The sequence below is a fragment of the Microbulbifer flavimaris genome, from assembly GCF_001641755.2.
GTDB classification, from domain to species: domain Bacteria; phylum Pseudomonadota; class Gammaproteobacteria; order Pseudomonadales; family Cellvibrionaceae; genus Microbulbifer; species Microbulbifer flavimaris.
This window is the reverse complement of the sequence record NZ_LRFG02000001.1, coordinates 430268-443195: the sequence shown is the minus strand read 5'-3', so window position 1 is coordinate 443195 and position 12928 is coordinate 430268. Positions and strand designations below refer to the sequence as shown.

At 58.6% G+C, this 12928-nt stretch carries 9 protein-coding genes; 2 read left to right on the top strand and 7 right to left on the bottom strand.

Translation table 11 applies throughout. From position 1 onward, the window contains the following. Window positions 1–2: 2 nt before the first annotated feature. Entirely contained in the window at window positions 3–1283 is a 1281-nt protein-coding gene (gene glyA, locus AWR36_RS02005; protein WP_067080213.1) for a serine hydroxymethyltransferase, read from the bottom strand. A 94-nt stretch (window positions 1284–1377) separates the two neighbouring features. Between glyA and AWR36_RS02000 the strand changes: the two genes are divergently transcribed. Then, window positions 1378–2247 (top strand): LysR family transcriptional regulator, encoded by an 870-nt coding sequence (locus tag AWR36_RS02000; protein ID WP_067104419.1) that lies wholly within the window; start codon window positions 1378–1380, stop codon window positions 2245–2247. Between the two features lie 91 nt (window positions 2248–2338). Here the strand turns inward: AWR36_RS02000 and AWR36_RS01995 are convergent, their stop codons facing one another. The 6 genes from AWR36_RS01995 to AWR36_RS01970 all read right to left on the bottom strand — a co-directional run bounded on the left by AWR36_RS01995 (window position 2339) and on the right by AWR36_RS01970 (window position 11873). Then, complete coding sequence (locus AWR36_RS01995; RefSeq protein ID WP_067080207.1) at window positions 2339–4204, bottom strand: tetratricopeptide repeat-containing sulfotransferase family protein; 1866 nt, start codon at window positions 4202–4204, stop codon at window positions 2339–2341. Window positions 4205–4320: 116 nt separating this feature from the next. Next, a complete protein-coding gene (locus tag AWR36_RS01990; protein ID WP_067080204.1) occupies window positions 4321–6807 on the bottom strand; it encodes a TonB-dependent receptor in 2487 nt (828 codons plus the stop codon). Window positions 6808–7077: 270 nt separating this feature from the next. Continuing rightward, on the bottom strand, window positions 7078–8136 hold the full coding sequence (locus AWR36_RS01985) for an ester cyclase (RefSeq protein WP_067080201.1): 1059 nt from the start codon (window positions 8134–8136) through the stop codon (window positions 7078–7080). A 58-nt stretch (window positions 8137–8194) separates the two neighbouring features. Continuing rightward, a complete protein-coding gene (locus AWR36_RS01980) occupies window positions 8195–9805 on the bottom strand; it encodes a sodium:solute symporter (protein WP_067080198.1) in 1611 nt (536 codons plus the stop codon). Continuing rightward, complete coding sequence (locus tag AWR36_RS01975) at window positions 9798–10793, bottom strand: ester cyclase (protein WP_067080195.1); 996 nt, start codon at window positions 10791–10793, stop codon at window positions 9798–9800. Before AWR36_RS01975 ends, AWR36_RS01980 begins: the two co-directional genes overlap by 8 nt. A 30-nt stretch (window positions 10794–10823) precedes the next feature. Next, window positions 10824–11873, bottom strand: a complete 1050-nt coding sequence (locus AWR36_RS01970; protein ID WP_082679338.1) for a cupin domain-containing protein — start codon at window positions 11871–11873, stop codon at window positions 10824–10826. A 153-nt stretch (window positions 11874–12026) separates the two neighbouring features. Here AWR36_RS01970 and AWR36_RS01965 point away from each other — a divergent pair, with 153 nt between their 5' ends. Then, window positions 12027–12917 carry an amidohydrolase family protein gene (locus tag AWR36_RS01965; protein WP_067104417.1) on the top strand — a complete coding sequence of 297 codons (891 nt, stop codon included), beginning with the start codon at window positions 12027–12029 and terminating at the stop codon, window positions 12915–12917. Window positions 12918–12928 lie beyond the last annotated feature (11 nt).

Sequence of the window (12928 nt, the reverse complement as noted above, 5' to 3'; positions counted from 1 at the left end):
ATTCAGGCCTCGCCACAAGAACCGTAAACCGGGAAACGCGCACACAGCGCTTTCACTGCCACGCGAATCCGATCCTGCTCGGCTTGCAGCTTCTCGGATTCGTCAAGATTTTCGAGGATGTCACATATCCAGGTGGCCAACAGTTCAGCTTCAGCGGTACCCATGCCTCGACTCGTGATTGCCGGAGTCCCGATGCGGACACCACTGGTCACGAACGGGGACTGAGGATCATTGGGAACAGTGTTCTTGTTGACCGTGATATTAGCGGCACCAAGCGCCGCATCAGCTGCCTTTCCGGTAAAGCCACGTTTACTCAGATCGATCAACATCAGATGGTTTTCCGTGCCGCCGGAGACGATGTCAAAACCGCGGGCCATCAATACCGATGCCATTGCTTTGGCATTGGCGATGACTCGCTGCTGATAAGCCGAGAAATCAGGAGACAGGGCTTCGCGAAACGCAACTGCCTTGGCGGCAATCACCTGCGTAAGCGGACCGCCCTGAATACCCGGAAAGATCAATGAGTTGAACTTCTTGCCCAATCCTTCTGCATCGCGGGACAGAATCAGCCCACCGCGTGGACCGCGAAGGGTCTTATGCGTAGTGGTCGTCACCACATCTGCAATCGGTACAGGGTTGGGGTACAGCCCCGCTGCAACCAGGCCAGCCACATGAGCCATGTCCACGAAGAGGTAGGCTCCCACCCTGTCAGCAATCTGCCTGAAACGAGCCCAGTCCATCACCTGTGAATAGGCAGAGAAGCCAGCCACGATCATTTTGGGCTGGTGCTCCAGCGCCAGCCGCTCAACCTCGCCGTAATCCACCTCTCCCGTTTGTTCGTTTAGTCCATACTGGACGGCGTTGTAGATCCGGCCGGAGAAATTGGGTTTCGCCCCATGGGTTAGATGGCCACCATGATCGAGAGACAAGCCCAGAAAAGTATCACCAGGCTTGAGCAGGGCCATGTAGACCGCCGCATTGGCCTGGGAACCAGAATGAGGTTGGACATTGGCATACTCAGCATTGAATAGTGCTCTCGCCCGATCAATGGCCAAGCTCTCGACCACATCAACATGCTCACAGCCACCGTAATAGCGCTTGCCCGGATATCCCTCCGCATATTTGTTGGTAAGGACCGATCCCTGTGCAGCCATTACGGCTTTACTGGCGTAGTTCTCTGAAGCTATCAGCTCGATATGCGCTTCCTGACGCTCGCGCTCAGCCTCAATCGCCTGAAATATTTCTGAGTCAGTTGTCTTTAGAAAAGTCTCAACGGGATCCATTTACCGCTCCTTGATTATTATTTATTGAGCGATGCTATCCGCACTGATAGAATTTTTTAAGTTTATAGTTTTAATATTTATATAACATTTTCTTATGCAACTATCTCACAAGAATATTCCGACAGAGTGGCTGAGGACGCTTGTCACCGTAGTCGATAGTGGAAGCTTCAGTCAGGCTGCTGAGCTGCTTGCGCGCACCCAACCAGCCATCAGCCGCCAGGTGAAGGAACTGGAGGAAAGACTTGGACGACAGTTGCTCCTGCGTTCCGGACGAAGCCTCAACCTGACCGAAAGCGGATTACGGGTTTTTGAGCAGGCCCGGAAGATACTCGCCCTGAATGATGAGCTGGTCTTCGAATTCAGCGGTAACTCTGTCACCGGGAAATTGCACCTTGGCATCCCCAGTGAGTTCGCCAGCGCACTGCTACCGCGAATTATCGGGAATTTTTCCCAAAGCTATCCAGATGTGTCACTGGAGATCACCAGTGACCTCAGCCGTAACCTGCTCGCTAAAGGACGTCGTGACAGCTTTGACCTTATTTTGGCGCTACAGGAAGAATCGCAGGAGACCGACGGTAAACTAGTGATCAAGGATGACCTCGTCTGGGTGGCGAGCCACAAGCATTCAGCCCAGCTGCTCAAGCCTTTGCCGCTGGTTCTCGCCCCCAAAGGCTGCGTTTACCGGAAACGCGCGGAGTCGGTACTGAAATCAGCCGGGATTGAGTCAAGAAACATCTTTACGATACCTGATCTGAGTGGCATTCAATCAGCACTCGAGGCGGGACTCGGCATCACTGCCCTCACTCGTAGTACCGTGCCGGAATCATTGCGTGTACTCCGCCCCTCGCGCAACCTGCCCAAGCTCGGTGAAATCGCTATCGGGCTCCACTTTAAGAGCCGGCGCCCTTCTCAGGCGGCGGTGCGCCTGGCGGAACACTTGCAGAGCGGCCTGAAGGCGTCCTGATATCAGCAAGTTCGGTTCAGGTTTGGCTCACGCCGGCAAGACCGAACTGGACCGCGAAGCCAATAGATCGCCACGGACCAGGCGTCCGAAGCTATTTTTCGCCCAGTGCATCAATCAGTGTCTGCAAGTGTTTCTGATAGGGACGCCAGGCTCCGACTGCACTCTTGTAGATAGGTTGACGCACCTGGCTGGCACTGGGTGTGCGGACCTGCCGTTTCGCCTCATAGAAAGACAGCATGTCCTGCTCAAAGTCGATACCAATAAAGGCCGCCATGCGTCGTGCCTGCGACTCCAAGTCGGCAACGGTGTCCTCATAGCGGACATCGAGGATCCGGTCGGGATAAAGATCTCTCCAGCAGCCCATCATGTCTTCATACAGCCGGTAGTGATGCGCCAGCGCCGCCAGGCTGTGGGAGTATTCCTGGTTGTGAGCAAAGGGCAGCTTGAATATCGAGAAACAGTTGTCAATGGGATTGCGCTTACAATGAATGAACTGGGCATCGGGAAAAGCTTCCGCGAGCAATCCGAGACACTGGTAATTCATCGGCGTTTTATCCAGCACAATGCACGAACTTGCCAATTTGCGCGGAATGCGTTGTCGATATTCGCCGGCGAGCTGCGCCAGCTGTTGTTCAGTCAATTGGCCCATCCCTGCCGGATAGGCGGTCCCGGTGAGCTCTTTGACCCGGTTTGTCATGTCGTAAGCCAGGCTCACCTCGCCCAGGCTACCAATTGCAGAATGCGATGCTAGTATCTGATCGGTCAGGGAAGTACCCGAGCGGGGCATGCCGATGACAAAGAGCATATGGGGAGAGACTCCCGGGACGACGAAGGTATCCGCCAGTGTTTTGAATCGTCTGGCGCTCGCCAGGAGTGCATCTTTGTCTGCCGTTCTCTTTTGTTCATCGTAGGGAAACCGCCTGGCCCGGAAGTTGTTGGCCTTATCCCACGCGGCAAAGGCTTTATCGACTTTGCCATTTTTATCGTAGGCTTCCGCCAGGCCAAAATACAGATACGCAGCATCGGCCTCATCGTCTTCAATACCCGGCCGGGAACGCAGCTGCTCCATGTGCGTCAACTCCTCTGGCGTGCTGGTGCGACCCTTCATTTGCGCCAAGTGATAGTGGGGCGTAATGACGTCGGGAGCCAGCCGGATAGCCTCTTTGAAGCATTCCACAGCGCGAGGCTTGTCGCCGGCCTGTTCATAAATGACCCCCAGACTGCAATGGGCCTGGGCGTGGTCGGGCTTGCGTTGTAGCAGGTGCTGCAGGGTGTCCAGGGCCGCCTGCGTGTCCTCTACCTCCCGTTGTGCGGTGGCCAGACCGAGCAGAGCTTCGTAAAAGTCAGGGTTGTATTGCAAGGCGGTTCCGTAGGCCTTGGCGGCCTCGCTATATTGCGATGCCCGACGGCAGATTTCGCCGCGATTGTAGTGCGCCTCTGCCAAGGCAGGATCGAGCTGCAGTGCGCGCTCTGCGGCCCGCTTAGCATCTTCCAATCGATCCAGCTCGGTGAATGCGTGCGCCAGGTTGCTCCAGCAGAGTGGGAAATTGGGGTTTCTTTTTAATGCTTGTTCAAAGCACTTGATCGCCTCCTGGAATCGGCCTGTGTCCTTGAACACGCTGCCTAGGTTGTTCCATGCTGGCGGATTTTCCGCATTGATATTTAACGCACTGCGAAGGCTTTTCTCCGCTTGCTCGAGCTGCCCGCTTTTGCGATAGGCGAGGCCGAGATTACTAAGCGCCTGATGATCCTGCGGCCGGACTTCCAGCGCCCTGGATATGTGCGTAACCGCCTCTTCCGCCCGGCCGCTGTTCACGCACAGCATCCCCAGCAGGTTGAGTGCCGCCACGTGACTGGGATCCTGCGCCAGAACCGCGCGGAATTTTTGCTCAGCCTCAGCCTGTTGGCCCTGGCGGTAGAATGAAAGTCCGGATTTCAGTAAATCTTGAAATTGCATGGTGATCGAACGTTGTGCGCCAACAAGTGAGTCGGGAAAGGGCCAAGAAAAAAGCCACGCATAGTGACGTGGCTTTTCAATTTAACAGCCATCCCTGGCCGAGAGGGAAAGCCCCCTTAGAAGTTGTAGCCTACACGGATTCCTGCGGTGCGCTGGCGACCATAGTCTGCCATGATGCGACCGTTGCTGAACACGTTCTGCGAAACCTTGTACAACTCATCGGTGGCGTTATTGACATAGGCCTTCACAGCCAGGTTTTCAACCGGCGTCTCCCAGGTGGCGCGCAGGTCGACGGTCGTGTAACCGTCCTGGCGGCTGAACGGGAAGTCCTCGTTCATGGTCTTGTAGTCAGCCTGATGGTACAGGGTGATACCCGGAGTAAGGGTACCCATATCGCCGAGGTCCACCATGTAAGCCACATCAAGGTTCACGATGTAACCCGGCGAGAAAGCGGCCTCTTTTCCGTCCAGGATATAGGTCGGGGGCGCAACCGGGCGATCGGTGTCACCGTCGGCGAACCAGCCGCTGCGGCCGACCCTGACCGGGTAGTAACCACCCTCCTCATTGTAGGGCCCCTCAAAAAAGCGCGACTCGGTCAGGGCATACTCGTCCAGGGTGGTGTCATCCAACACCAGGCCCGCATTGATGCTCAGTGCATCGGTGGGCAGCCACAGCAATTCCACCTCCAGGCCCTGGGAAGTCAGGCTACCGCCGGACTCCTGGCGAGACAGAATCGTGTTTGCCGTCTGCTCGTACACGGTGTAGGAAAGCCCGGTGTACTCACTGTGATACAGCGCCATGTTCAGGCGCAGGCTGTCGAGAAGGTCTGACTTCATACCAAACTCGAAGGCATCCAGTTCATTGGGGTCCAGGATCTGGGTACCCGAGGCACCGCCGGGAATGTAACCGGTGGAGAAGCTGCCGTAAAAGTTGATTTCATCATTCAGGACGTAGTTGAACGCCAGCTTGTAGTCGGTGTGGCCGACGTCGTTGTACTCGTTGCGGGACCACTCCGCCGTTTCTGTGTAGTAACTGGCATCGGTGTAGCCGGAAACCGGCTTCACGTAGGAGGCCGGGGCGTAGTAGCACCAGCACCAGTCGGGGTCGGCGCTGTAATTGCGGTAACCAAAACCGGAGTCTTCCTGGCGGCGAACACCGGCAGAGACGGTCAGATCCTCGGTGAGATCGTATTCCGCATTGGCGTATATGGCGCGCGACTTGCTGCCGTAGAAGTCCCAGTAGGTCCACGAGGGCACGTAGTTGGCGCTCATGTCATTGGCGTCGTTATAGGCCCAGACGTATGTACCGTTGTTTTTATCCGGATCAGAAGCGTCAGCCCAGTAGAAACCCAGACCCCAGCGGAAAGCACCGTCGGAATTGGAGTTCAGCACCACATCCACCTGATCACCTTCGCTCACGCCGGTGTTACCGTCGATCACACCAGTCCAGCGGCGACCGCTGACCCAGCCGGAGTCGGCGAAGGTGCGCGGGTCCCAGAGGGCGGGATCGATTGCGTCACTCTGGTCCACATCCCAGACATTCAGGTTCTCGGTTTCACTGTGGCGCGCACGCAGGGTCAGGTCAGCGAAGCCGACGTCCCAGTTCAGTTCGAACTCCAGTGTCTCGGTGTCGTTCTGCCAGGTGTTCTCGAAATCACCATCCACTTCATAATAGCCAGTGGGGTTGGTGGCTGGGTTGCCGTTGTGGTAGGTGCGCCCACCAGCAGCCTCATTGCCCGCTATCGTACCCTTACGCGGATCCAGCACATCACCGAAGGGTGACGCACGGCCGGTGTCGGAATTGATGGGGATGCCCACGTAGTGGTAGCCGTAGTTGGCGTTACCCATGGAGTCGTTATGCCACTTGCTGTATGACAGGTTCATGTCCACAGTGTCGGTGGGCGCAAAGAACAGCTGAGCGCGTACATAGTTGTTGTTTTCGTCGCGCAGGCCGCCTTCCGGGTTGCCCTTGTTCTCAATCAGCGGATCCTGGTCGGTGTTGCTGGCAGTCAGGCGCACGGCCAGCTTGTCGGACAGCGGCAGGTTTACAAAACCCTCCTGCTTCAGCAGGTTGTAATCACCGGCGGTTACCGTGACACCGTAGTCAAAGGCCTCGGTATCGGGCTTCTTATGGATGATGTTCACTAGGCCGCCCAGGGTGTTGGCGCCGTACAGGGTGCCCTGCGGGCCGCGCATCACCTCCACGCGCTCCACATCCAGCCAGCCAGCCCAGCTGGTGCCACCGGCCAGACCATTGGTGTATAAGGGAACTGCTGGGCCGTTCAGGCCGGCCACACCGCCGCCGCGCATCTTGAAGCTGGGCCAGGGGCCCTGCCAGGACACCTTCAGACCCGGCGCCACTTTGACCAGGTCAATACTGCTCTGGATACCCAGTTCGGTGAGCATTTCGCCAGACACCGCAGTCACTGCCACCGGCGTGTCCTGCAAGCTGGTTTCTCGCTTGGTCGCGGTGACAATCACCTCCTCGACGGTGCGGCTCTGTTCCTGGTCCTGCGCGAAAGCCACCGGGCTGCCGGCAGCGGTCGCCACGATAGACGCCGCCAGCACATTGCGGCGAAAGACGCGGTTGTTATCGTTGTACATAGCTTTGCTCTCTTTATTATCAAAGACACGATCTACTCCAACGTGCAAAGCGCAACCCATCCTGCGTCGCGTGGAATTCAGAGGCTGTGCAATATATCACCACCATATTTCCATGCACCTTGTACTTCGAATGCAAAAAGTAATCAAAACTTTTTGCAGAAGACGACCTGCCAGTCCGGCCCCATCCTGACGACCTGCCGACCGATCTGCGCCGCTGGCTCCCTGCCTGCGGCACGCGGACACCCCATCCACCGCAAGGGGGTCCAGGTGTTATTCCTGGCTTGCCGCCTGCGCCAAGCGCGCGCGCTGCACCTGGGTCAGGACTGCAAGCTCGTCGAATACCAGCCACTCCTCGACCACCTTGCCATCCTCGAAGCGATAGTGGCTCTCTCCCAGGATCACCAGCGGCGTACCAGTTGCCTCGCCCCAGCGGCCGTTGCCGGTGTGGTGGCCGGCGATCACCCATCGCACCGCCGCGTGCGGGTCGCTGTCGTTCATGGAATTCACACAACTGTAATCCGCAGAAATCTTCGCATCCGGCATGGCACCGAGGATTTCCATGTAGAAACGGGAGATATTGGTCACGCCCTCGAGGTCATCGCGGGCCGAGGCGTGCAGGCGAGCATTCTCCGCATACACGAGATTGCAGTCACCGAGCATGCGCGCATTCCAGATATTGTGCAGCGCAGTCTCGATGAAGGCGGCGCGGTCCTCCGCCACGGACGGATAGGCCACACGCTCGCGGCCGCTAGCGGAAACGCGCTTGTGCTCGCTGACCAGCCACTTGGCAAACTTACCGGATGGGTCCAGCGGCTTCTGCGCCAGTTCGCTGGCCACTTCCAATGGCTCGTAGCCCAGCTGTTCAGCCAGTGAATAGTTATCGCGCACCAACCACTCCTCGACAATCTTGTTGCCTTTGCACACGCAGTGCGCGATCACCTGGATTTGCACCCGCTTGCCAGTGGCCGGGCCGAATTCGTTCGGTCCCAAATTGGTCATGTTAGAGCAGATCAGGTGCGAGGAGTGGTACCCGGTCTCATCGTCGCCACCCCAGATGATGTTGTCCGCGTGCAAAGTGCGATCCGGGTAACCAGACAGGGTCTTGAGGGTGTTCTGCATCACTGCCTCGGCGCCCTCCACATAACCGCCCAGGGTATATACCGGGCAGTCTTCCGAGTAGTAGTCGTGGCACAGGCCAACCTGCTTGCCCTCCCAGATACGGTAGGTAATACGCAGGATGTAATCGACGATGTCGGTGAATTCCGGGTCGAATCCACGTAGGTCGCCTTCGGGCCCCTTGGCGGGCGCATTGTCAAAATAGTCTTTCATGGCTTGAACGAACTCCACAAAAGCGGGTACACCACCGGGTGCCCCCGCAAAATCAATTTCAGGAAATGGCCTGGTTAAACAACACTAGGAAGGCGACCGAAAGGGCGAAGAACACCAGCAACCCGTATGCCTGGCGGTCGACCCTCCCTGGCAGTACATACCAGTTGCCTTCTTTTTCCGCGCGGCCGCTCTCGGCGAACAGTTTCTTCTGGCCGGCGATGGTGTACTCAGAGTATTCCGCCTGGGTGCCATCGAGGACGCGGCTGGCCACATAGGAAACCACCATGTTCACCACCCCACCAATAGCGGCATACCAGGGCCAGGCCACGTCGGTAAAGTTGGCCACGTAGATCAGCACCGCGAAGCCCACCGCAACGCCCACCAGTAGGCCGCGTTCGGTGGTGTTCTTGGTGAAGAAGCCCAGGGCAAACATACTGAGCTTGGCACCCACGAAGTAGGAGCCGAGTTTACTCAAAATCTCGAGGATACTGCCGCTGCTCGAGGCAAACATCATCGCCGGAATGATGATCAGCGCCGCCCAGAAAATGGTAAACAGGCGCGACACCACCAGATAGTGCCGATCGTCCGCATCCTTGCGGAAAAAGCGCTTGTAGAAATCCAGCGTGGAAACCGTCGACATGGAGTTCAGCGCCGAGTCGAGGCTCGACATGCTGGCTGCCAGCACTGCCGCCGCAATCAGGCCCATCAAGCCAGGAAAACCATACTCCGCCGCAAACTGCAGGATGATGGTGTTGCCGTTCTCGAATTCCCTGCCCTGGTAAAAAAAGTAGAACAACACACCGAGGGAGATAAACAGGAAGTAGATGAAGAAGGCACCGTAGCCCATCATCATGAACGACTTCTTGGCATCACCGATGTTCTTCGCCGCCAGGGTGCGCTGCACCATCATCTGGTTGGCACCGTAGATGGTCACGTGGAACAGTGTCATGGCAATCACACCGGACCAGACCGTGGTCACGTTGGAGAAATCCAGATCGGTGACGATGGCATTGGTCATCCCCTGCCCTTTCAGCTCGAACAGCGCGGTAGTCAGGGGCACCGGCATCTCGTCCAACAGCTGAAACACAATGATGAAAGCGCCGATAAACAGGATCGCGGCCTGCAGCACATCGGTCCAGATCACCGCCGCGATACCGCCCATCATGGTATAGAGCAGCGCTGCCACTGTAACAATCACGATGCAGGTCTCCACCGGCACGCCGGTGATGAACTCCAGCACCAGCGAAGTCGCATAGAGCACCGCTGCAGTGGTCAGGGTCTGCGAAATCAGGAATACACCCGCCATGACACAGCGGGAAGCGGGCCCAAAGCGCTTTTCCTGATACTCGTAAATAGAGGCCACGCCGCTGTTGTAGAAAAACGGCAGGAAGAAACAGATCACGAGGAAAATGACCAGCGGGTAGTTCAGGTGAATCGCCATCACCGACAGGCCATCGGTGTAGGCCCAGGCCGGCCCGCCGAGGAATGTAAGGGCGCTGACGTAAGTGCTGACCACGGAGATGCCAATCGCCCACCAGGGGATGCTGCGGTCACCGAGGAAGAACTCCTGCGAAGAATGCACTTTGCGGCCCATCGCGGCACCGATGCCGATGCTGACCGCAAGGTAGGCACTAAGCACTACCCAGTTGAGTAAACCAAATTCAGACATAGCGCTGCCCCCGCTCCTGCAGCTGGCTCACCTGCTCAAAAACATCCAGCCCCAGCTGCTTGAGCATGTGAATAATATCGATCCCCACCCAGTTTTCCTTGAGCAGGCTGCCCTCGCGACGCCAGATATCCATCACGCGCAGCTTGATGGTGCGCCCGGTGGGCGCGAGGCCCAGCCAGCCCTCGCCACTGTGCGTCGCGGTCATGTGTGGCCAGCCGCCGGTGGAGGCGTAGCTGCCACAGCCGACCAGATTCTGTTTGCGATCGACGACCCGATCGGGGAAGGCTCGCAGAAACGGTCCCTGGTGCTGGCGACGAAAACCGTCGATGCCGCGGGTGGTGCCGATACCGGCCGGCCCGTACCACATAAAGTCGGGTGTCCAGTACTCGGACAGCTCCATGCTGTGCAGGGACTTGCCGTCATACCCGCCGAGGCAGTCGAGCATCGCCTCGATGAGCTCGATACTGGCCCGGCCCTCTTCCTCCGACCCCGGCACCAGTCCAAGGCTGCTATCAGTGGGCGGCGGCACCAAGCCGGCAAAACCGAGTCCCGGGCGCAGCGGATTCACACCCACCTGAACCATCAGGTCGAGGAAATCGAGGATCACATAGTATTCAGCGATCCGTTCGCCCTCGAAACGCACCATCTCGGTATAGCGAAGGTAAGCCGGCGCCTCACTGGCGGGGATACCGAACAGGTCCGCGGCGAAGGTACCCACGAGGTAGCCAGTACCGTTCACCCACTGCTGCCCCTGGAACTCACCGGGGACCGCAATGTACTCCTTTCGCTCGAGATCCGGCATGGCTGCCAGCAGCGGCGAGAAGAAGTACTCGGCCACCTGCACCGGCCCCTGCAGGTCATTGATCGGGTGAGCCGCGCAGAAGATCGCTTCCTCGGTAAGCAGCGGGACAATCGCGTTGGCGAGATCACCATTATTGGAAGCGGCCGCTGCCGCGGCCCCGTACAATTTCGTTATTGTTGTATGCATTGTCTGTACATCGCGAGTCTGGGACTTGGATCAGGCCACCGAGGCCTCGGCTTCAACCGGCAGCAGTGCCGCCGCTGCGGGGTAATCCGCACCGCGCACAATATAAGCCACCGACTCGCAGTCCGGGCTCGCCAGGGAGCGCGCCAGCCCCTTGGGCACGGTCAGCACATCGCCCTCTTCCAGCGCCAGTTCGCCACCATCCCAGACAAACGTCAGGGAGCCGCGGAACAGGTAGATCACTTCTTCTTCCGCGCGGCTATAGGTCGGAGTGCTGCCGCCCTGAGCAAAATCGAAACGGCGCAGGGCAAAGCCGTGACGCCAGGCCAGCTTGGGTGCTGCAATGCCCTCTTCCGGGTTGGACATGCCGATCAGCGGGCTCTCGCTCATACCCTCACCCTGCGCGGCCAAGTCGGAGCCGGCAAAGCGGGTCTGCTCCGCATAGGGCACCACGCAGCTGGACATTTCCACCAGCGTCATGCGGCGGTGCGCGTCGATCATCTCCTGGTCGGTTGGCTTCATCGCCTGCACGCCGGCCGGGACCTTCTCACCCTTGGTAGTGTCCACCAGACGGCCATCCTCCAGCAGCACCAGACCGTAGTCCCTGGCCTTTTCGAACACGTCCGGGGCCCAGGTCACGCGGCCCGGGTCATCGCGGCCCAGCACCGCGAACAGGTAGCCGGTGCCGTCGCCGACGTTTTCAAAACCGCGGAACACACGCGGCGGGATGCTGATGCAGTCACCGGCCTCGAGCACCGCCTCACCGTCCTGACTGTACTCGCCCCAGCGGAACGCCCAGCGGCCACTGTGCACGATAAACACTTCCTCGGTCTCGTGGCTGTGCTGGGAGTTAAGGCAGCCGTTCGGCTGGCGCGCGCCGCCAATGTTAAAGCCGTGAGGCTCGGCGATATGCACGTGCTGGTCCGGATGCTCGGCCACACCGGGGCCGATGATGGTGAAATTCTCTTTCTGATCGCTGCCCGGAGTGTAGGTGTCCACGAAGGCGTTGCGGCAGGGCTTCAGCTCCTGGTAGCGCACCAGCCGCTCCGCGGCCATTTTTTCCACTGTCCAAACGTTCGTCATCGTCTGTTCACTCCATCTTATTTTTCTGGCGGCGAAGCCTGTCTCCGCACAGTTCTGATTGCGTCAGGGCAAAATGTACTTCGAATGCAAAATTGATACAAGATGTTTTTGTAATCCGCTAAGCTGCGCCTCAGGAATTGCGACGGAGGCCCCGTGACCCTAGATAACCCGAAATTCATCGATGCCCACCATCACCTCTGGGACTTGCAGGCGGTGCACTACCCCTGGCTGATGGCCCGCGGCGAGCAACGCTTTTTCGGCGATCCGACCCCTATCCAGAAAAACTACCTGATGGAGGATTTCCTCGGCGAGTCGGCGCGCTTCCGTCCCACCCACTCGGTGCATGTGCAGGTGGGCGCGGCGGATGGGCTGGCCGAAAGCCGCTGGCTCAACCGACTGCCGCAACAACCCGCCGCACTGATCGCCTTTTGCGATCTCGATGCGGACGATGCGCCCGCGCAGCTCGAGGCGCAGCGGCAGTTCACCGGTATGCGCGGAATCCGCCAGATTGTCGGGCGTCACAGCTCCGAGGATGCTCGCAACGGCAGCGGGCAGCTGCTGGACAGCCCGCGCTGGCAGCAGAACCTTGGCGCATTGATGGAAATGGGGCTCAGCTTTGACCTGCAGATGGTGCCACAGCAGATGCCGGCTCTACTGCGAGTGCTGCGCCGCCTGCCGCAACTACCGGTGGCCTTGTGCCATGCGGGCTCCCCCTGGGAGCAAAGCGGCAGTGGCTGGGAGGCTTGGAAGACGGGACTGCGTGAGCTGGCGCTGCTGCCCAACGTGGTTTGCAAGATCTCCGGGCTGGGCATGTTCAAACCGGACTGGACTGTTGAGAGCCTGCGCCCGATCACCCGTCATGTCATCGACTGCTTTGGCCAGCAGCGGGTGATGTTCGGCTCCAATTTCCCGGTGGACAAGCTGTACCGCAGTTACACCGAACTGTGGCAGGCATACTTCAGCTTGCTGGAGCACACCAGTGACACCGCGCGCCAGCAGATGCTGTTCGACAACGCCGCTCACTTTTACCGTATCGATCACTGAGCGTTGATCAC